Below are 21,022 nucleotides of genomic sequence, written 5' to 3' on the forward strand. Positions count from 1 at the left end.
AATATAATCCCTTATGAAATAGTAAAATATTTAATGCGTCTGCCCTGTTTCACTAACCCAAATCTATAAATGCAAGTTGCATTTATAAAAACAAAGCTTTCGTTTATATAAATGAAAGCTTCATTTATATAATCAAAGGTTGCAATTATAGTTTTCTTCCTATACTCAAAAACTTTGCAACCCATAGAAAAGAACTTTGCTATGGGTCAGGAACAACTTATTTCCCTATTCCCTGCAGCTCATCTCCTTATAATTAATAAGTTTTCTTCCCACAACAAACGGGAAAAGTCAGAAGAATCATGTACATTTGTAATCCGAAAACTAAAAGAACATCGCAATGAAAATATTTCCAAGCAGCAGTATCAAGAAATTGGACGCTTATACTATTGAGAACGAACCTATTGCATCAATCGACCTGATGGAACGTGCAGCAACCGCATTAACTAAAGCCATCACAGACAGATGGAATATGGAAACACCGGTCACCATCTTTGCCGGACCGGGAAATAATGGCGGAGACGCTCTTGCCGTAGCCCGCATGATGGCTGAAAAAGGGTATAAGATCGAAGTATATCTCTTCAACCCAAAGGGAGAACTTTCGCCCGACTGCCAGACTAATAAAGAACTGGTAGAAATGATGGAAGAAGTGACATTCCACGAAATTAGTACCCAATTCGTTCCTCCTGTCCTGACGCCCGATCATCTGGTTATTGATGGATTATTCGGTTCCGGCCTGAACAAGCCGTTGAGCGGAGGATTCGCTGCCGTAGTGAAATACATCAATTCTTCCCCTGCCATGGTAGTAGCCATTGACATTCCTTCCGGACTGATGGGAGAAGAAAACACATTCAACGTAAAAACCAATATTATCCGTGCCGACGTTACCTTCAGTCTGCAACTGCCGAAGCTGGCCTTTCTGTTCGCTGAAAACACTGAATTTGTAGGAGAATGGGAATTATTGGATATCCAATTGAGCGAGGACGGCATTGAAGAGACGGAAACAAACTACGAGATGTTGGAAATAGAGGATATCCGTTCACTCATCAAACCACGTAAACAGTTTGCCCACAAGGGAAACTTTGGTCATGCACTATTAATAGCCGGTTCAAAAGGAATGGCAGGAGCTTCCGCTCTGGCTGCCCGTGCCTGCCTCCGTTCGGGAGTAGGACTGCTGACCGTTCATGCACCAATGTGTAACAACGACATCTTGCAGACTTCCATACCCGAAGCAATCGTAGAAACCGACGCTAACGAGACCTGTTTTGCCGTACCCACCGACACAGATGATTATCAAGCAGTCGGCATCGGCCCGGGACTGGGACGAAATGAAGAAACGGAAGCTGCCCTATTGGAACAACTGGAACACTGCCAAGCCCCTGTTGTAGTAGACGCCGACGCACTTAATATCCTAGCCAACCACCGCCACGCACTTACACATCTGCCGAAAGGTTCCATCCTCACCCCACATCCGAAGGAGCTGGAACGTCTGACCGGCAAATGTCAGGATTCTTACGAACGTCTGATGAAAGCTTGCGAGTTGGCTCGTGCCGCTCATGTACACATTATTTTAAAAGGAGCCTATTCTGCCATCATCACCCCCGAAGGCAAATGTTTCTTCAATCCGACCGGAAATCCCGGAATGGCAACCGGAGGTAGTGGTGACGTATTGACCGGAGTAATCCTGGCACTGCTTGCCCAAGGTTATCCAACCGAAGAAGCTGCTAAAATCGGCACTTACATTCACGGATTGGCGGGCGATGTTGCTCAAAAGAAGCAGGGAATGATCGGAATGATCGCAAGCGATATTATCACCTGTCTACCGACAGCATGGCGACTTGTAAGCGAATAAAAGTTAAGAACTTACAGTTTTTTCAATAACTTCATTAACTTTGTTTTCAAAACCAGTTAAAAAGAACCGAATATGAAAAAGTTGATTATAGCAGCGGGACTACTGATGGCAACGTCCGCCTATGCACAAACCGAAGTACTGACGGGAGTTACCCGGGGAAAAGATTACGGAGTAGTTTACAGTCTTCCCAAAACCCAAATAGAGCTTGAAATAAAAGCCAACAAAGTCAACTATACTCCAGGAGAATTCAGCAAATACGCTGATCGTTACCTGCGATTGGCCAATGTCTCCACCGAACCCGAAGAGTATTGGGAACTGGCTAGTGTGAAAGTGAAATCTGTAGGTGTACCCAACAGCGAAACTACTTACTTCGTAAAATTGAAGGATAAAACAGTAGCACCACTCATGGAACTGACAGAGGACGGCATCGTGAAAACCATCAATGTGCCTTACAGCAAAAGCAGTTCAGACAAGAAAACAGCTCCTGCTCCCACTGTCCTCTCAAAAACAGCGAATCCCCGCGAATTCCTGACCGAAGAAATTCTGATGGCCAGTTCTACCGCGAAGATGGCTGAACTGGTGGCTAAAGAGATCTATAACATCCGCGAAAGCAAGAATGCCTTATTGCGTGGACAAGCTGACAATATGCCTTCAGACGGAGCACAGCTTAAAATTATGCTTGATAATCTGAATGCACAGGAAGAAGCAATGACGCAAATGTTCTCCGGCACTCGTGATAAGGAAGAGAAGACATTCACCGTCCGTCTTACTCCGGACAAGGAATTTAACAACGAAGTTGCTTTCCGCTTCTCCAAGAAACTGGGTGTAGTTGCCAACAACGATCTGGCAGGAACTCCGTTTTATATCAGCTTGAAAGACCTGAAATCTGTCAAGATTCCACAGGAAGACGGTAAGAAGAAGAAAGATTTGGATGGAATCGCCTACAACGTGCCCGGACAAGCAATGGTTACATTGACCGACGGTAAAAAGAAACTTTACGAAGGTGAACTTCCTATTACTCAATTCGGTGTGATAGAATATCTGGCTCCTGTCTTATTCAATAAGAATTCTACAATCAAAGTTTATTTTGATCCGAATACGGGAGGATTGTTAAAAGTGGATAGAGAAGAAGGCAAATAGTAAACTTCTAAAGGGCAAAGAATATGGGTGGTGAAGGACACATGCTCGACATGATACGTCGGCTTAGCGAAGGGCGAGAGGCTTCCCGTCTACGCCGTGAACGTGCCAACGACAAACTGAAGCACTTAAACCGCACCAACGAGCCTTATCCACTGCCCAACACCACTCCCGAGGAAATGGGACGTATCATCCACGACTCGGAGAAAAAGAAAGAAAAGGACAGCAATTATTTCGTTTGGGGGACGCTTATTATTATGGGAGTCCTCATTGCAACTGCTGTCATATTCTGGGCTATTTTCCTTAATTAGATAATTTATTAGATGATAGGTGATAAATGATAGATGGGAGATGCTTCCTAAATGATAAGGGATATTCAGTAAATAAGAAATATAAGTAACTAAAGATATTCTCAAAATACTAAAAAGGCAACTACATCATTACGAATCAGTTGCCTTTTTTCATATCTTTAAACGGGATATTTGATAAACCTCCTTAGGAGGCTGCACTATCATATAACTAGCTATTATGCCGTATAGTAACTATCATTTATCACCTATCATCTGATTAAGTCAATTAATAAAAAGTTTTATAAATCCATCTTTCTGCATTTGAGAAAGATAAGCCGATACACGAGACTCGTATCCCGCTTCATTTTGAAAATGATCTGCGAGCCCTTCTATGATCTCACGAACAGTACGTTTTCCATCTATCAGTTCCCATACAGCCGTACCGTGTTCTTCCAATCGCACATGAAGTTCTTTCGACATTCCTGCCGGTACAAGGAAGCGTTGCATCCACGGATATTTAAAACGGGGAAAGGAGAGCACAATCGTCTCCCCTTCCCTTTCTGCTGTAATATGTTCACTGCGACAAGGAATGACCTCTAACAGGTTTATTTTCTCTTTGGCAGCCATAATTCTTTTTTTTATTTCAGAGCATTAATACTAACCCTCTTTTATTTTCAAATCTTATACTCTCGGATTTATAACGTTACTTCGAATTGTAACTGTTACTTTTGGATATTTGCCTCTTCCAAACCGTATCCTTTCTTCTTATTCTCTGCTTTCAACATCAAAGCAACAATCAGAGCAAGTACACCAAAGAGAGCAAAAATAGTCATCGGCAATGTGTAATCATAAGTCTGTGCACCGTCTACCACCGGACCTTTGCAATAAGTATTCAATACCCATCCGATTAACAAAGGAACACCCATCAGTCCCCAGTTCTGTACCCAGAAAATCAAAGCGTAAGCAGTACCCAGCTGTTTTTCCGGAATAATCTTCGGAACAGAAGGCCACATAGCCGAAGGCACCAGTGAGAAAGCAAATCCCAATATAATCATTATAATAGTAGCAAACCACCATATATTCAGTATAGGCAGGGCAAACATGGTATGTACAAAAATTAGCATCAATGATCCGATCACCATCAATGTGGCTCCCTTGCCGATACGGTCATATAACGAACCGAACAACGGAGTCAGGATAATTGCACCAATCGGCAACAATCCGGGAATCGTCCCCGCCAGTTTAGGATCTACATTATATTTCTGCACCATCAAGTCGGCAGCATATTTGATAAAGGGGAATACGGCCGAGTAGAACAATACGCATAGTAATGCGATCAACCAGAATCCTTTATTTGTGATGATGTACACAATGTCTTTCATACGGAACGGTTCTTCCGGTTCCAAGCCTTCTGCATCCAAAGAAGCATCCAATTTCTTATCGTAGAAAGTATAAAGGAAGAAAGCAATGGTACCTACACACAGCATAATCAGACAAAACAGAATAGGAGCAGGAATATTGGTATGGAATGCACCACCCTCGTCCGTATATCCGAAGAAGTCTGCCAAAGGAACTGTCAATACCATCGCCAGAGTTGTTCCGATACGTGCCGTAGCCATTTCAAGTCCCATAGCCAATGCCATTTCCTTGCCCTTGAACCATTTCACTATAATCTTGGAAACAGTGATACCGGCAATCTCCACACCTACACCAAAGATAGCATATCCCAATGCAGCCAACGTCACCTGTGTTTTGAATCCGAAGAGCATGGCACCTTCTGGAAAAGTAGTAGAAATCGCATAGTATTTCAAGCCACAACCAAACACCATCAATAAGCAAGCTCCCATTCCGGTGAAACGAACTCCCATTTTGTCCAAAATGATACCACCGAAGATCAGCATCAACAAGAATACGTTAAACCAACCGTAAGCGCTTGTAAAGAATCCATAATCAAGACTATCCCATAATAGTTCTTTCTCAAGCATGGGTTTTAGAGGAGACATTACGTCGGTGAGGAAATAGCCGCATAGCATAGTAAATGCGACCAATGCTAGAACACTCCATCGGAGTACGGGGGAGTCATTCAGTTTCTGTTTCAAATGTTCTGTCATTGTTATATTTAAAAAGTAGTTAATAATCTTATACAGCCAACAAAGGTAGTTAAATCTCGTTTGTTTCTATCACAAAGAGATTGTTTTTACAAGAAAAAGTTAAGTGCGGATTACACTGACCACTCGGAACATTGAAAATCCGTGTAATCTGCGTAATCCGCACTTAAATATCAAAGAAATGCAGCATCCGTCTGCACCTTCCCTTAAATGGTTTTATCCCAAAGCCTTACCTGACGGCGGAGCAAATTACTCTGCTTTAGGAGCAGGAGTTTCAGCCGGTGCCGGAGTTTCTGTAGCAGGTGCATTGGTAGCAGGAGCTTCAGTTTGCGGCGCAGCCGTACCTGCGGGTAAGTTATACGGGTTAGTCTGTTGTTCTTTCTGTGCCTGTTCCAACACTGCATCTTTAACAACTGCAGAACGAGGAACTACATAAGCAGTAGCAATGCTCATTACAACCATAAAGATGGCCAGGCCCCATGTTGCTTTTTCCAGAAAGTCTGTAGTCTTGCGTACGCCCATGATGGCGTTAGATGAAGAGAAACCAGAAGCAAGTCCGCCTCCTTTTGAGTTCTGAATCAGCACGATGAAACACATCAACAAGGCTGCAATAACCATTAAGATAACGAATAATAAGTACATTTTTAGTTATTTTGAATTAGCGTTAATAATCAATTTCTCCAAAAATCTGATTTGGTCTGCAAAGTAAGCATTTTTTTTTGGATATTTCAAGCTTAATTTTTTAATTATTTCAAGAGCTTTTGAATATCGTTGCTGTTTAACATAGATTTTTGCTAAAGTTTCCGTGAAACAGCTGTCGTCTTCCTCTTCTTCCTCCGTCGTTTCTTCTTCGCATACCTCGTCCGAAGCATCTGCGGAAAATACCGCTTCTTCTCTTAACGGCTTCATGCAGAGGGGGGAGTCACTCTCACTCTTTTCTATAAAATCGTCAATCAGTTCGTAGCCTTTGAGTTTGGGCGTTTCTTCTGAAGGCTGTTCCGTAGCCGGAGTCTCCTCCAAAAGATAGGAAGTATAATCCATCGAATAGTCGAAGCCGGTCTGGGCCGCTACTTCTTCGGGTACTGTGGACAAGAAAGCGTCAATCAATGCCAATGTGCGATCTACAGACGGCTCGTCTTTCAGTACCTCCGTGAGGGGTACTCCTTTTTTCCGCGCCTGCACATCATAGCGGTCACCTTCAATCAACTGGAACAACTGCCGTCTGTCTGCAATGTAAAGAACCGCTTTTCGCAGTTCCCCACCGAAACTAATATCATGGAGAACATACAGGTTTTTCAAATACAGCAGACGAAGCGACTGAAAATACGGATACCTCGCAAGAAGATTGCGCAGTTCGTATAAAGTATCCCTATTCAGCATCTCGGGATGCTGTATCCATTGTTGAAAGTTAACAGCAGTCATTTATATTACCAGTTTGCTACAGTTGCATTAAAAATTTGGTCGGTGATCTCTTTAGACATTTCAGCAATCAATCCGTCCTGTACGGCAGTCAGCAACTGGGTAGAGTCGTAGGTACGGAAAGCAGAAAACTGTTGTTCAAAGTCTTCGGCATGATTAGTATTATTGACAAATCGTACATTGACGGTGATAGTCAACTTTGTTTCCGAAGAGTAACCGTCGGCAGATACTGCCTGGTTATACTGATTATACCCTGTAATTTCTCCGTCAATCTGTAAGTCGGCATTCTGACTCGGTTTGAGCAGTTGCAGACGGGTTTGCCGGATGAAGATATCTTTCAGGTCTTCATTAAACTTAGTCGCCAACGGAGCATACACATACTCCGACTTGATCGGGAAGTCGGCTATCGAAATAGTCTTTACCTTATCATAATTGATAGACGATCCGTTAAACTTATAGGAGACAGTGCACGCAATGACTACCAACGGTAAAACGAACAGTACCAAAGGGCGTATTATTTTCTTAATCCAATTCATATTCTTTTATTTTTCTATAAAGTGTACGCTCGGAAATATTCAAGTCCTTAGCCGCACTTTTCCGCTTTCCATGATGCCTTTCAAGTGCTTTGCGTATCATTTCTTTTTCCACTTCGTCCAGTGACAAAGGAGGTTCTTCTACATATTCTTCCGTGTCTTGTATGTCGTCATCATCCTTGCAAACGGCAGGCTGCATGGTATGAATGATTGCAGGTACCGAAGGCTGGTGTGTCGTCACTACCGGAGTAGTAACCACCGTTCCCACTTGTCCTACCTGCCCCACCTGTCCGGCACGTTCAGCCATCAGGTTGTGTACCATCTTCTTCAACTCCGCTACCTCCTGGCGCATATCGAACAGGACGGAATAAAGAATCTCCCGTTCACTTTCAAAGCCTTTACTTTCGCGTGTTCCCATCAGTGCGGGAAGACGTTGCATATTTTGTGCGGGAAGATAATTCTGCAAGATGGCGGCAGTGATCTCCCTGTTTGTTTCAATAATGGATATTTGCTCGGTGATGTTCTTCAGCTGGCGCACGTTACCGGGCCACGGATAAGCCAGCAATTCTTTCTTGGCATCCTCCGTCAGCTGAATAGCGGGCATCCGGTATTTCTCTGCAAAGTCTGCGGAAAACTTACGGAACAGCAGGAGCACATCATCTCCACGTTCACGCAAAGGAGGAATCTGGATAGGTACCGTATTCAACCGGTAATATAAATCTTCACGGAAACGTCCTTCGGCAATTGCTTGTGTGAGATTGACATTGGTAGCTGCCACAATACGAACATCCGTCTTTTGCACTTTGGACGAACCTACTTTTATAAACTCGCCACTCTCCAACACACGGAGCAAACGCGCCTGGGTAGGCATCGGCAACTCCCCTACTTCATCAAGGAAAATAGTACCACCGTCGGCTTCGCCAAAGTACCCTTTCCGTTCGCCAATCGCACCCGTAAACGCACCCTTCTCATGCCCGAACAGTTCGGAATCAATCGTACCCTCCGGAATAGCACCACAGTTGACAGCAATATACTGTCCGTGCTTCCTCCGGCTATATTGATGAATAATCTGCGGAAAACTTTCTTTTCCGACTCCACTTTCTCCGGTAATCAGCACAGACAAATCGGTAGGAGCTACCTGAATGGCAACATCTATGGCGCGCGACAATGCTTCGGTATTACCTATAATACCGAAACGTTGTTTCACTTGTTGTATCTCTGCTCTTGTCATTACTTGTTTTTAATCTTCGTCTACTGTATCCAGTTTCAGTTTATCACTATCATCACGTTTCTCGTAATACTGTTTACGCAACGGATTGGCACGAGCCACTCTTTCCCGCTGACGATTACGGAACACGTCGATGGCAACATAAATTGCCTGACGGAAGGAATCTTCACAAGCCACTCCCTTGCCTGCAATATCATAAGCAGTGCCATGAGCCGGAGAAGTACGTACCACCGGCAGACCTGCCGTATAGTTCACTCCGTCTTCCATAGCCAATGCTTTGAACGGAGCCAGCCCCTGATCGTGATACATTGCCAGGATACCGTCAAAATGAGTATAATTGCCTGAACCCATAAAGCCATCGGCCGCATAAGGACCATAGCTAAGGATTCCTTTCTCTTCCATTTCTTTCATGGCAGGAATAATCACTTCCTGTTCTTCCATTCCCAACAAACCACCGTCTCCGGCGTGAGGGTTGAGAGAGAGTACCGCAATACGCGGAGCACCGATGCCGAAATCTTGTTTCAGACAACGATGGAATATCATCAGCTTCTCCTGAATCAGTTCTTTGGTAATCGTAGTGGCAATCTCTCTGACAGGGATATGCGTCGTAACCAAAGCTACCCGGAAGTCATTCTTCATCAAAATCATTAATGATTTATTGCCGTTACCCAGACGTTCTTCGATATATTCCGTATGTCCGGGGAATGAGAACTCTTCCGACTGAATCGTATGTTTGTTGATCGGAGCTGTCACGATGACGTCGATCAAACCTTCGCGATATTCTTCAATAGCACGTTCCAAGGCTCCCAGCGCAGCTTTACCCGCTTCGGGATCGGGTTTGGAAAATTCCACTTTCACCTCATCATCCGTACAGTTCACCACACTCAAGCGATTGTATCCAGCTTCGGTAGCAGAGTTGACGATACTGAAATTCGTCTGTATGTCCAACGCTTTACGATGATAAGCCGCTACTTTCGGTGAACCGTAAATGATCGGAGTACATAGTTCCAACATTGTAGGGTCAGAAAATGTCTTCAGAATCACCTCATAGCCCACCCCGTTAATATCTCCCTGGGTGATACCTATTCTTATCTTGTTATCTTCCATGTTTTTATTTTTTAGTTTGTTCCGCTGCCGCCTTGGATACACCTCCCAATGGAATCTGATTCTGCTGAACCTCATTCGGAAGTTTCAGTGTATAAAGAGATGCTTCCATCTGGCGTACCAGGTTGCGTTTCATTTTATCAGGTGAATAAACAAATATTTCTGCTGTAATAATTCGTTGGTTTTTCTCGTCCAGACGAGTGTGGGAAACGTATGGGCCACCCATAAAATCGCCCTTCATACGCCACAAGCCGCGTGCTTCCATCGTGTAGCTGTTCTGTACATTGATGGGACGAACGTCAGTCAGCAAGCTGTCAGTCGACATATAAACACCTTCTTTGAATCCGGGGATATTGGCCTGCATCACAGAGTCACGTTTGTGTACAAAATATTCTTTCGTAAATGTATCTTTGTCAGTATAAGGATAAGAGTACATCACAAAATTACGGTCGGCAGTACCTGTGTTGGTAGAAGCCCAGAAAAAGTCCTCACCGGTTTTAGAATTGGTCAGTTCGGAAGGCAACCAGATGTTGCAGCCGAACAGACTATCCACTTTGTTGGAGATAAAGTTACTGTGTTTTTCTTCCAATAACGTAATCTGACGGTTCATTTCCGCACGGGTAAAGAAGTCGACAATCGTCTTTCTATTCTCTTCCACAAACTTTTCAAACTCTTCTTCGTTCGGAGCCTGGATAGTCAATATCATTTGCGGATTGGCATATACGTCTTTCGCATATTTGAAAGATGCTTTCGTATATATATCCTGTATATCTACAATAATAATGTTACGTATCAGTTTCAACGTAGAATCATAGTCCTTCGGTGAAGTATACATAATCCGGAAAGAAGGTTCCGACTGCGGCAAACCAGGCACATCAGAATCAAGCGCATCATGCAAGGCCCTTCCGGCAGCACGATCCCAAACACCGTGATCTACTACAACTAAAAGTTCGTAAGCACGACCACTAGAGGTGTGATTTCCTTTCAGACCACAAGAAGCAACGACAAAGGCTACCAAAGCGATGCTTAAATAAAAAAAGTACTTTTTCATGATGTTCGGTTTTATATATTAACTCTCAATCTTTTCTTCCTGTTTCGCTGTCGACAACATACCACAAGCTGCAAAAATATCTTCTCCTCTTGAAGAACGGATGGTGGTGAAAAGCCCGTGTGACGTCAGATAATCACGAAAACGGGTCATCGTATCCATATCCGCTCCTTCGAGGTCTACCCCCGGTATGGCATGAAAACGAATCAGATTCACTCTGCAATCCAGTCCGCGAAGAAGCTTCAGTAACTCTTTGGCATAGACCTGCGAATCATTAAGCCCTTTAAAAACAATATATTCAAATGAAAGTCGACGTTGTTTGCTAAAATCATAGTTTTTTAACAGTTCCACCATCTCGGTGATCGAATATGCTCTTTCTGCCGGCATCAATTCGGAGCGTTGAGCTGTCAACGGAGAGTGAAGACTGATGGCGAGATGGCAATCATTTTCTTCGATAAAACGCTGCAATCCTTTCCGTAGTCCGACTGTAGAGAGCGTGATACGCTTCGGGCTCCAGGCATAGCCGTAGTTAGCGGTCAGTAGTTCCAATGCTTTCAGCACCTCATCCAAATTATCAAGCGGTTCACCCATTCCCATCATCACGACATTGGTCAGTTTGTCGCGTTCCGGCAGCGAATGAATCTGGTTGATGATCTGACTGGCGGTCAGGTTGGCGGTATAGCCTTGTTTACCCGTCATGCAGAACTTACAGTTCATCTTGCAACCTACTTGTGAAGACACGCACAACGTTGCCCGGTCGTCATCCGGAATATAAACCGACTCTACAAAATGATTCTCACCCACTTTATAAAGATACTTCACCGTGCCATCTACAGAGCGCATTTCATCTACCGGAGCAACTGCTCCCACCTCATAGTTCTGCTTGAGCAACTCCCGGTGTTTCAATGACAGATTAGTCATTTCATCAATCGAGGCTACTTTCTTTTCGTAAAGCCAGGATGCAATCTGTTTGGCAGCAAAGTTGGGCATACCCAGTCTTTTTGCCAATGATTGAAGCTCCACAAGGGTCATTCCTAAAAGGGGATATTTAGACATTCTTCTTTCTGTTGATCGATTATATTTGCAAATGTAAGGAAATTAAGTCGATTTCCGTACAGCGAGAATGCAAAAGTTAACAAAAAAGGAAAGTATACCCAAGTTATGAACGAACTACATCTATATATTGAAGCAGCTTTTTCGCCATTTCCGAGTCACTACCATTCTTTTTCACTTCGTGATCGTATGCCTCACGAAAACAGGCCAACGCATCTTCCCGTTCATTACAAAAACTGTGTAAAACCCCTAGATTTTGACAAGCCAGAATCGTATGATCGTCCTCCCACCCCAAGTACTTCTTTCGCAGTTCAAGCTCTCTGGAGAAAGCATCTTTCGCCATTGGATAATTTTCCATCTTTGCATAAGCTTGCGCTTCGTAGTAACAGACCTCACTAGAAACATCAGGATCAATATCCTCGTGAATATCCAAAGTCGTTGCAATACGAATTACGTTCCCATACTCCTTATTCTCATAATATTGTCGCATAATATCACATCTCAATGCCTCGTAACGGACAGTTAATTCAGCCAGACGCGGCTTTTCACTGAAAAACTTTTCATGCAGAAGAGACTCACGGAAAAATAAAGTAGAACTTTGTTCATCTCCACGCTCCTTCATCACCCGCTTAAACTCCTTGCACAAATGATACAACTCTTTGTGACAAGCCACGATCTGTTTCCTATTATCTATCTGTATAGCAATACCCAACGCCTCATTCACCAAACTCCACGCTTCATCATATCGCTTAATATAATAAAGACATTTTCCCTGCATACGCAAACATTTAGCCACTCCACTCGACAGTCTGCCATTCAAAGATTCGTGCATTTCAGCCACTTTCCGGAATTTATTGGCGGCACTCTCTTCCTCATCCCTATAATAATCACAATAAGCCAAGAATTCGGAAAGTTCAATAACTTCTGCCTGACTCTTCTCGTCAGTAGAAGCCGCATGATAATTAAGCGCCCTATTCAAATAAATCACAGCTTCATTGTATTGCTCATTGTAGTAATATGCCAGACCCAGATTCCGACAGGTATTGGCAATCTCCAATTCCGGAGTTGGTATAATACTTTCCTGCATCACCAATGCTTTCAAGAAACAGTCGCATGCTGTTTCGTATTCTTCATTGCGGGCGTACCGGCATCCTTCGTTCATCTTTAATACCGACTTGGCAATTAACGGTATCGCTTCTCCTTCCATACTCTTCTCGCTCACCTCCATCGCCGCCTTCGTCAGGTGGAAAGAGCTGCTCAAGAAAGTAGCCATGTCATTAGCAATGACAGGAATCAAAAAAGAGTCAATCTGACCAAAGTCCAATTCAGCATAGGCTGCAGGCGTAAGCGAAGGGTTATCGTTCATTATCGCCTTCCAGCAATCTTCTAATAGAGAATAATTAGTGCGATACAGAATTTCGAAGGTTTCCGCATCACAGATCCAATCTCTTAAAAAGTCCCAATGTTGCATCTTATAACTTTGATAAGTAATTTCCACTTGATAGCGATAAGAGTCATGGTAACAAAACTGTTTCATGCGATAGTTATAATCAGCAAAAGTTAATGGATGAGAAAGAGTATCGCTATCATCCAGAAGAGCAAGAATTATCTCCTTGCGACACTCGTCTATAGACACGTCATCTTGAGCAAAATACCGTTCAATTGCCTCTATCATTTGCGTATCACAAATGCAATATCGTCCCCCTTTGTTGGTGAGCCAACTACTCATTTCCACTCTCAACTGCGACCAAAGCAGCTGATTAATTCCTGTCATACTCTTTACTTCATCTTCGGTAAATCCCTCTAAAGTAAGTGAAAGCATTAAAAGTGCCCTTCCAATCCTATCGAAACCATAATCAGATGACAAACGCCGGAGCACGCTGTCGTAGAATTGGGTAATCTCGTTTATCTGACAATATCCACTCATATATTCACTAAGAGTATCATATTGGCCAAACGAAACCAATTCATTGAGCAATACATTTAAGCAGCGCGGTTGTTTAGCCAGCACCCACGAGCTAAGAATATCTTCTTGCTGTGCAGACAGAGCTTTAGAATAAGTAGACAAATATTGTTTTGAAAACGACTTTGCATCAGCCTGCGAAAAGCCATTCAACCGATAATGACTGTACCCGTTCTGGACAAAAGGCAAATATGCAGTGGATGATGCAGCAAAACTTAATACTACCTTCACATTAGACGGTATAGATCCGAATAAAGAAAACAGAGATACTTCCGTTGAATTTAGATAACTGATGTCATCAATCAATAAAATGATAGCATATTTTGATCTCCCTAGCGCAGCCCACAACTGACTGAACTTTTGAATAGAATTCAAATCTTCCTCAATCTCTTTAATATTTCGAAGTGTGTTTTCTGAAAAACCGTCCAATACATTATTCCCAAACACCATTGATTCTCTCACAATGTCCAGAATCGATCTGGCTGTACCTTGAGTTGAATCAGATTCCTTTGAAACTTCAGCGGTAAACAAATCTTCTTCACCTAAAGTCTGACATTTGAGTGCATTCTGGCATTTTGCAGCTAATGCCCTCACCAAAGTCTCCGGATAAGAAGACAGCGTAGTATTATCCAATCGATGATATATGGGAATCATCTGCATATCATTATTCACCCAATCACTCCAATGAGCCAGCAGAGCACTCTTACCAAGACCACCATCACCCGTTACAACGAGACACCGTTGCTCATCCGCAGCTAAGAAATCGGAAAAAGCCTGATCCGCTTCAGGTATTGGATGATAATTAAATAAGAGTTCATTACGGGTTAACTGTTCTTGCAACGCCTGGTTATCTTCAACAGTCAATACATCAGGAAACTCTTGTTCGAGCAATTCTGTGAAAGCAGATTCTACAAATTGACATAACTGCTCGGGCGAATCATACTCTTGCACAGGATAACGATCCTGCTGCAAAATACACTCTTTAAGGTGTTGCAGTTTATGAAACTCTTCTTTAGGACAAGAGAGATCAGTAGCAGACTGCTTGATATAAAAATAGGCATGCAACGGATTGGGATTGCGCAATACCCCAAACTGCATTTCCATCTCTGTCACACTCAAACGATTATTCAAATCATCTTCCACCCAACTATATTCCAGGCTATCACTGAAAGTCTGCGATAAATCTTCATAACTGGGACACCATCCATAGCGTTCGCCTACCATGCCAATGAAGAAAGGCCGGGAATGCACTATTTCTTTCAAACAGATTTCAACCACCTTGCCACTTTTTGCATCTTCTTCTGTGATCCCCCAACGCAGGTCGACCAATGAAATGGTAACACCACGACTGGCAGCCTTCACTTGCAAACCCTTAAATAGTTTGACTAATGCAGAACGCTCCATTTCCATATCTCTGAACGTTGACGAAAGGAACACACGAATAACACGTGAATTTTCAGCGGGTACTGAATACTGGGCAAGTTGTTTTATCATAATATAGATTTGTATTAGTTAATGAAATATTTCACAGACTCGATTGATAAAGACTGGCAAGATATGGAAATTTAATCAGATAACAAAGATCATAAACGGAAAACGACAATAAAAAAAAGACACGGATTACACGGACTCGCGGTTCTTTATCAATTAAAACCGCGCAAATCCGTGTAATCCGTGCCCGAATATCTATTTCCTATACTTCCTTAGAAGAACAGGAAACGTGTATCTTTTACGTTTGCTTTCAGATACAAGTCATTCATCAGACGGCTGGCAAAACGTGCGTGCATGTTAGTCAGCGTAGCTTCTTCAGCTTTTGCGTCGAATGTTTCGTTCAACTTGTCTTTACCGTATACTTGCAATACAAATACTCCGGCGTTACCTTTAATAGGAGCACTCAACTGATTTTCTGCAGCAACAGAAGCATAAGCACCTACCAACGGTTCGCTGCTACGCAATGCCGATACATAAGCAGGAGCTGCAAAAGTAACCATCTTCAAAGAGTCGCTGACTGCATTAGCCATATCTTTGTACTGGTTGAATGAAGTTGCATTGGCAGCTTTCATGTCAGCCATGATCTTTTCAGCTTTCTTGTCTTTTACGATTTCAGCTCTCAACTGATCCTGTACAGCTTTCAACGGACGGTATCCTTCCGGCTTAATGCTTACCAGACCTACCACCATCAGGTGATCGCTTTCGCCACATTCATACAAGCCGGAAACATCACCCGGTTTCGCTTTATCAAATGTCCATCTCAAAGCCTCTTTTGTGCCTCTCACGCCACCGATGTTATGTTCAGAGCTGCTCAAATCCATTCTGTCGAGCAATCTGTAACCAGCTTCTTCAGCGTTAGCCACCATCTTTTCTACACTAGGGTTAGCTGCGATAAACTGGCTGAAATCATTATAAGCACGGTTGTAAGTTTCTTTGCTGAACTCTACTTCACGCTTGATTACAGCTACTTTATATTTATCTTTCACAGATTTCTTGTTAGTCACCTGAAGGATTACATTTGCTTGTCCCATCGGCAAGTTCACCAGTTCGTTCACACTTGCATTGTTGATAGCAGAGATGAACTTCAGGTTGTCACCATCTATCTGTGCACCTTCATATTGTGCAGAAGTCAACCAATTAGCGTCACCTGTCTGACCGTATTTCTTTGCAAGGTCCGCAAAGTTAGCACCGCCTTTGATAGCGTTATAGATACTGTCAGCCAATGTCTTTGTCTTCACTGCATCTTCTGCGTATACCTGAATCTGACGGAATTCCACAGAGTCGGCAGCAGCAGCTTTAGCAACTATCTTGAAAGAGTTGATTGTATTGTCGGTTCCGTTATAGTAAGGACCATAAATAACACCAACAGAAGCAGAGTCCAAACGTGCAACTACATCTGACGGGAAAGCAGTCTTGTTGTAGAACAAGTCTACATAAGGAGCTTCCGAGCCAACCGAACGGATAAAAGAAGTATAATCATCCGTAGTAGTAGCCAACTGTGCAGTAGCTTCGTCTACTTCTTTCTGGATAGCTGCTCTATCTTCAGCACTTGCAGTTACCTGTACATCAATATATTTGACGTCACGAGTTTCCTGATATTGCTTGAATTGTTCTTTCTTCTTGTTATACAAATCTTTCAGTTCCGATTCTTTCACTACAATTGTAGAATCTACCACAGAAGAGTAAGGAATACCAGCCATCAACACATTGTACTGGTTTACTCTTGCGTCGAAAGCATCCTGTGCTTCCACCGGATTAGAAAGAAGAGCTTTAGACACCAATGCCTGGTATTTCTCTGCCAGACGGCTTTCAATCAAAGTTTTCTGAATGAATGTCCAGTATTTATACATGTTGTTGTATTGTTCAGCATACTGTGCCGGCATCTGTGATTCGCTCATTTTGGCATATTCTACGAGGAATTTGTTCAACATATCCTTGTCAAAAGCACCTGTTTGCGGATTCTGGAAAGGAGTTTGTCTCAACAAAGGATGAACACCGGCTTTCAGGATGTCCTGAATTTCAGCAGCAGAAACAGTCAGTCCGAGTGCTTTTGCTTCTTTTTCAATCAGTTTATTGTTTACGTAGGAACGCCATACTTCATCGCGCACCTGATTGGTCTGTTCGTCATTCAAGGCGTTCACTCCACGCATGAGTTTCACCACTTCGGTATATTCTTCTACCAAATTCTGATACTCTTGAGCGGAAAGAGCGTCTCCGTTCACCTCACCTACGTCATGCGCCTGATGCGGCTGCATCACTTTCCATGCGTCACCCGCAATGAAAGCAAACAGCGCCAAGCCGATAACAATCACCAATAGAGGTCCTTTCGACCTAATGTTTTGTAACGTTGCCATTTTGATTAATACGATTTATGTTTATTATTATTTCTTTCTTTTGTCGTTTTAGCGCACGAAGATACAAAAAATGCTAATATGCATCTATTTATTGGCTAAAAATTTCTTGATTATCGTCATTATTCCAAGACTTTTAATCGCACGAGTTCTATTTTTGTCGCTGTGACCTTAATTATCTTGAATTGATAACGTCCTACCCGCACCACTTCATGCAGCTTCGGAAAACTCTGATATTGGTTCAGAATCAGTCCTCCTACCGTCAGATAATCGTCCGATTCGGGCAAATCGAGTCCGAACGTCTCATTGACTTTTTCTATCTCCAAGCGGGCGGACAACACATACTCACGTTCATCAATCTGCTTGCTGATATAGGAAGTATTATCGTGCTCATCTTCTATATCTCCAAAGATTTCTTCTACCAGATCTTCCAGAGATGCAATACCGGACGTACCGCCAAATTCATCCACCACTACAGCAATCGTTTTCTTCTGCTGCATAAAGAGTTTCATCAGTTTATTGGCGGACATGGTTTCGGGCACAATCGGCACTTGCTTCACATTCTCATGCCAGTTTTTCGGAGCGCGAAACATTTCCGACGAATGGATATAACCCACTACGTTGTCGATATTTCCATCGTACACAATGATCTTGGAAATTCCGGATTCGATGAAGCGGCTTTTCAACTCGTCCAGTGAAGTTGTCAGGTCAACAGCCACCACTTCAGTACGCGGAACGATACAGTCGCGGATTTTTATGTTCGAGAAATCCAAAGCGTTCTGGAAGATTTTCACTTCCGTATCCAGCTCCTCCTCATTCTCGGCATTATCAATACTGCTTTGCACGAAGTAGTCCAAGTCGACTTTTCCAAACGCTCTGTCGGATGCATCCTTGTTGATCTTCATTCCAAAGACACGGAGGAACAAACAAGACAAACCGGAAGCCAGTTTGGATATAGGATATAGAATGACATAACAAATAATCAGTGGAATGGCAAAAACATTCAAGACCAGATTGGGATTGATTTTGAAGATTGTTTTCGGCAGAAACTCTCCGGTCACCAGAATAATAAGGGTAGAAATAACGGTCTGCGCCAATACCATCAGAAAATGATTGTCAATGAATCCCGCCAGCAGATTGTCGCCGATAATCTGTGCCATCAGGATACCATAGATGACCAGGGCAATGTTATTCCCCACCAACATGGTAGAGATAAATTCATTCGGGTTCTTGAAGAAGATGGAAAGGATGCGGGACGTAATTCCCCCCTTGCGTTCCATCTCAAAACGCAGTTTGTCTACCGACACAAAGGCGATCTCCATTCCTGAAAAGAAGGCGGAGAAGACCATGGTGATAATTAGAGATATATAAATATTCATAAGTTCTGATTTACGATTAGACGATTTACGATGTACGATTGATAGTACTTCGCCTATTTCGCTGAATCTTTTTGCACTGAATCCGGCAGCGCTTTTGTTTCCGGTTGGGGCGGACCACCCGCTTCCTCATCCACATAGAAAATACCTTCGATATTATGGATGGTATATATGGTCATTTGCTGGTTCGAGTCGAATCCATGCCCTGTAATAATTCTATCCGGTTGTTGAATACGTATAAACTTGTCGGAATACACCTTTTGGGTGACTTCGTTCCAGTACAACAGTTCCGTATTAAAACGCTCTCCTTTCCGGTTCTGTATATCTACGTTCCCTATCAGCTTCCAAAGCCTTTCTTTGTCATAATAGTAGGCAGTATCCGCTTTGATACTGGCTTCTATATGAAAGATAGAGTCGAACTGTTCCAGATATACGCCTTTCTCAAAGGCCCAATAGGATGGTTTCTTACGGTCGTACACCGACCATTCTTCCGTATTCACTCTGTAGCGTGTCACTCCGGAATCGGAGATAAGGGTGGTGACTCCCAATGTTGTCATCATCGGAAGGGAATCACGTTCTGTGATAGCCTCACCCATAGCTTTCTTCTTTCCGCCACAGGAAGATAATAAAAGAAGCATAACAATCGCCCCGAAGGCGATTGTTATGCTCATGCTTTTATGCAATAAACGGTTTCTTCGTTTTCGCAACATACATTTATCTAATCGTTGTAGTCTCTCCTATCCAACCGCCGATAGTGATGCGGTCGCCTTGCTTGTAACCTAACATAAATAGGTCTTTAGCTTGCGGAGTATGAGCTGAATATCTACCGATCAAGCTGTTAGCTTCTTCAGCTACACTCGGATCTACTTGTTTTGCACGTTGCAGTTTGTCGATTACTGCAAAGTAAGTACACTTGTTCAAAGCTGACTCGTCGCTCCAGTTAGGACTCATTGCATACAGATTGGCAATCAGGATATATGGAGCACCATAGTTCTCGTTGAACCCGATAGCTTTCTGGCAATACGCTCTTGCTTGAGACAGTTTTTTGGCAGAAGCCAATACAGCTCCGGCAGCGTATGCTTTTTCAGCTTTCTTCACGTTGTCTGTTTCCAATCCAATGGCTTCGTCGAAGAATTTTACAGCACCGTCAATGTCACCTTTCTTAAATGCTTGGTAAGCACATCCGGTAGCGGCATCTGCACTAGGTTCTATCTTGTACACATAGAAAGCCGCCTGTTGATAAGCTTCGCTTTCAGTACATCTCATCATCTTCATGATGTCGATTACTTTCTTCAAGTAAGCCAAGTCTGTTTGGTTAGCTTCCACTTTCGGTCCATAGATGTTTTGCAGTGATTCGCAATCAGCTGTTCCGCTGTTTACAAACAAAGCAACCAGATTATCTTTGATACCTTGCAAATTTTTCTTCTTTGCTTCATTCGTTTCAGCGGCAATAGCAGCATCAGCATATTCAGAAGCAGCCAGATAATCCTGGATGAATTGTTCCTTGTGGTTAGGATCTGTTTTCAGTTTATCCAAAGACATTTGCAGGAAATAGAAGATAGTAGCGGCAGCAGATTCAGCTTTTACAGCATTTACCGACTGGCTCAACCATTGATAAGCCTGATTAACATCAATTTTCGGAGCGAAAGCAATGTAATCTACTGCTTTGATACCCAGAGCCTCATCAGCAGAAGACACTTTTGTACCTTTAGCCAAGAACTCGTCTGTGTATTTGATACGCAAATCATGCGTATTCATCAATTCATCAAAATATTTCTGATATTCCGGATTATTCCTATCCTTGATTTGTCCCATCAAACCTTTCAGAATTTTATATCCGTCAGTAAAAGTATAGAAACGAAGCGTCGGGCAGTTTTCCAACACAGCTTTCCAAGGAGTATACGCATCTTTAAAATTACCTGCACGCACAGCTTCATGCGAGATGCTACTGTTCGAGTTACAGTTAGTCGCATCCTGTGCTACCACAGTGGTTGCCCCTGCCGAAAGGAACAACATAGCCACAAGCGTTTTAATTTTCATTGTATCTAAATTTTAGTTGTTATTATATAGTC

17 protein-coding genes are annotated in these 21,022 nt (G+C 42.9%); 3 read left to right on the forward strand and 14 right to left on the reverse strand.

Translation table 11 applies throughout. The annotated features are described in order from the left end of the window. The first annotated feature begins 337 nt into the window (after positions 1-337). The 3 genes from DXB58_RS08540 (at position 338) to DXB58_RS08550 (ending at position 3,297) form a co-directional block, all read left to right on the forward strand. Complete coding sequence (locus DXB58_RS08540) at positions 338-1,849, forward strand: NAD(P)H-hydrate dehydratase (protein WP_122136539.1); 1,512 nt, start codon at positions 338-340, stop codon at positions 1,847-1,849. 72 nt (positions 1,850-1,921) lie between these two features. Then, positions 1,922-2,989 (forward strand): DUF4831 family protein, encoded by a 1,068-nt coding sequence (locus DXB58_RS08545; protein ID WP_122136540.1) that lies wholly within the window; start codon positions 1,922-1,924, stop codon positions 2,987-2,989. 23 nt (positions 2,990-3,012) lie between these two features. Further along, positions 3,013-3,297, forward strand: a complete 285-nt coding sequence (locus DXB58_RS08550) for a hypothetical protein (RefSeq protein ID WP_032843181.1) — start codon at positions 3,013-3,015, stop codon at positions 3,295-3,297. Positions 3,298-3,558: 261 nt separating this feature from the next. Here DXB58_RS08550 and DXB58_RS08555 read toward each other — a convergent pair whose 3' ends face one another. From DXB58_RS08555 to DXB58_RS08620, 14 genes are all read right to left on the reverse strand, one after another. After that, a complete protein-coding gene (locus tag DXB58_RS08555; protein WP_117936564.1) occupies positions 3,559-3,903 on the reverse strand; it encodes a PqqD family protein in 345 nt (114 codons plus the stop codon). Between the two features lie 95 nt (positions 3,904-3,998). After that, a complete protein-coding gene (locus DXB58_RS08560; RefSeq protein WP_009000584.1) occupies positions 3,999-5,387 on the reverse strand; it encodes an MFS transporter in 1,389 nt (462 codons plus the stop codon). A 246-nt stretch (positions 5,388-5,633) separates the two neighbouring features. Further along, positions 5,634-6,026 (reverse strand): preprotein translocase subunit SecG, encoded by a 393-nt coding sequence (secG, locus tag DXB58_RS08565; protein WP_009000583.1) that lies wholly within the window; start codon positions 6,024-6,026, stop codon positions 5,634-5,636. A gap of 6 nt (positions 6,027-6,032) precedes the next feature. Beyond that, positions 6,033-6,806 carry a tetratricopeptide repeat protein gene (locus DXB58_RS08570; RefSeq protein ID WP_122136541.1) on the reverse strand — a complete coding sequence of 258 codons (774 nt, stop codon included), beginning with the start codon at positions 6,804-6,806 and terminating at the stop codon, positions 6,033-6,035. Positions 6,807-6,811: 5 nt separating this feature from the next. After that, on the reverse strand, positions 6,812-7,339 hold the full coding sequence (gene lptE / locus DXB58_RS08575; protein ID WP_009000581.1) for an LptE family protein: 528 nt from the start codon (positions 7,337-7,339) through the stop codon (positions 6,812-6,814). After that, positions 7,326-8,567, reverse strand: a complete 1,242-nt coding sequence (locus DXB58_RS08580; RefSeq protein WP_122136542.1) for a sigma-54-dependent Fis family transcriptional regulator — start codon at positions 8,565-8,567, stop codon at positions 7,326-7,328. Before DXB58_RS08580 ends, lptE begins: the two co-directional genes overlap by 14 nt. A 9-nt stretch (positions 8,568-8,576) precedes the next feature. Continuing rightward, positions 8,577-9,671 (reverse strand): 4-hydroxythreonine-4-phosphate dehydrogenase PdxA, encoded by a 1,095-nt coding sequence (pdxA, locus tag DXB58_RS08585; protein ID WP_122136543.1) that lies wholly within the window; start codon positions 9,669-9,671, stop codon positions 8,577-8,579. A 4-nt stretch (positions 9,672-9,675) separates the two neighbouring features. Beyond that, positions 9,676-10,719, reverse strand: a complete 1,044-nt coding sequence (locus DXB58_RS08590; RefSeq protein ID WP_122136544.1) for a DUF4837 family protein — start codon at positions 10,717-10,719, stop codon at positions 9,676-9,678. A gap of 18 nt (positions 10,720-10,737) precedes the next feature. Beyond that, the gene (rlmN, locus tag DXB58_RS08595; RefSeq protein WP_117971798.1) at positions 10,738-11,772 is read right to left on the reverse strand and encodes a 23S rRNA (adenine(2503)-C(2))-methyltransferase RlmN; all 1,035 of its coding nucleotides are present in this window, start codon (positions 11,770-11,772) and stop codon (positions 10,738-10,740) included. A 103-nt stretch (positions 11,773-11,875) separates the two neighbouring features. Further along, the gene (locus tag DXB58_RS08600) at positions 11,876-15,226 is read right to left on the reverse strand and encodes a DUF4062 domain-containing protein (protein WP_122136545.1); all 3,351 of its coding nucleotides are present in this window, start codon (positions 15,224-15,226) and stop codon (positions 11,876-11,878) included. Between the two features lie 209 nt (positions 15,227-15,435). Beyond that, positions 15,436-17,577: a peptidylprolyl isomerase gene (locus tag DXB58_RS08605; RefSeq protein ID WP_122136546.1), complete on the reverse strand. Its 2,142-nt coding sequence runs from the start codon at positions 17,575-17,577 to the stop codon at positions 15,436-15,438. Positions 17,578-17,696: 119 nt separating this feature from the next. After that, positions 17,697-18,953, reverse strand: coding sequence for a hemolysin family protein (locus DXB58_RS08610; protein ID WP_122136547.1), 1,257 nt, complete (start codon positions 18,951-18,953; stop codon positions 17,697-17,699). A gap of 53 nt (positions 18,954-19,006) precedes the next feature. Continuing rightward, a complete protein-coding gene (gene lptC, locus DXB58_RS08615) occupies positions 19,007-19,621 on the reverse strand; it encodes an LPS export ABC transporter periplasmic protein LptC (protein ID WP_122136548.1) in 615 nt (204 codons plus the stop codon). 43 nt (positions 19,622-19,664) lie between these two features. Beyond that, complete coding sequence (locus DXB58_RS08620; protein ID WP_122136549.1) at positions 19,665-20,990, reverse strand: hypothetical protein; 1,326 nt, start codon at positions 20,988-20,990, stop codon at positions 19,665-19,667. Positions 20,991-21,022 lie beyond the last annotated feature (32 nt).

Origin of the sequence: Bacteroides sp. OM05-10AA, assembly GCF_003439055.1 — a bacterium.
Lineage (GTDB): Bacteria > Bacteroidota > Bacteroidia > Bacteroidales > Bacteroidaceae > Bacteroides > Bacteroides intestinigallinarum.

Coding starts and splice junctions, on each gene's coding strand:
- DXB58_RS08545 (WP_122136540.1), top strand. CDS start 1,922: ATGAAAAAGTTGATTATAGCAGCGGGACTACTGATGGCAACGTCCGCC.
- rlmN (WP_117971798.1), bottom strand. CDS start 11,772: ATGTCTAAATATCCCCTTTTAGGAATGACCCTTGTGGAGCTTCAATCA.
- DXB58_RS08555 (WP_117936564.1), bottom strand. CDS start 3,903: ATGGCTGCCAAAGAGAAAATAAACCTGTTAGAGGTCATTCCTTGTCGC.
- DXB58_RS08620 (WP_122136549.1), bottom strand. CDS start 20,990: ATGAAAATTAAAACGCTTGTGGCTATGTTGTTCCTTTCGGCAGGGGCA.
- DXB58_RS08580 (WP_122136542.1), bottom strand. CDS start 8,567: ATGACAAGAGCAGAGATACAACAAGTGAAACAACGTTTCGGTATTATA.
- lptE (WP_009000581.1), bottom strand. CDS start 7,339: ATGAATTGGATTAAGAAAATAATACGCCCTTTGGTACTGTTCGTTTTA.
- DXB58_RS08550 (WP_032843181.1), top strand. CDS start 3,013: ATGGGTGGTGAAGGACACATGCTCGACATGATACGTCGGCTTAGCGAA.
- pdxA (WP_122136543.1), bottom strand. CDS start 9,671: ATGGAAGATAACAAGATAAGAATAGGTATCACCCAGGGAGATATTAAC.
- DXB58_RS08560 (WP_009000584.1), bottom strand. CDS start 5,387: ATGACAGAACATTTGAAACAGAAACTGAATGACTCCCCCGTACTCCGA.
- DXB58_RS08605 (WP_122136546.1), bottom strand. CDS start 17,577: ATGGCAACGTTACAAAACATTAGGTCGAAAGGACCTCTATTGGTGATT.
- DXB58_RS08600 (WP_122136545.1), bottom strand. CDS start 15,226: ATGATAAAACAACTTGCCCAGTATTCAGTACCCGCTGAAAATTCACGT.
- DXB58_RS08540 (WP_122136539.1), top strand. CDS start 338: ATGAAAATATTTCCAAGCAGCAGTATCAAGAAATTGGACGCTTATACT.
- secG (WP_009000583.1), bottom strand. CDS start 6,026: ATGTACTTATTATTCGTTATCTTAATGGTTATTGCAGCCTTGTTGATG.
- lptC (WP_122136548.1), bottom strand. CDS start 19,621: ATGAGCATAACAATCGCCTTCGGGGCGATTGTTATGCTTCTTTTATTA.
- DXB58_RS08590 (WP_122136544.1), bottom strand. CDS start 10,719: ATGAAAAAGTACTTTTTTTATTTAAGCATCGCTTTGGTAGCCTTTGTC.
- DXB58_RS08570 (WP_122136541.1), bottom strand. CDS start 6,806: ATGACTGCTGTTAACTTTCAACAATGGATACAGCATCCCGAGATGCTG.
- DXB58_RS08610 (WP_122136547.1), bottom strand. CDS start 18,953: ATGAATATTTATATATCTCTAATTATCACCATGGTCTTCTCCGCCTTC.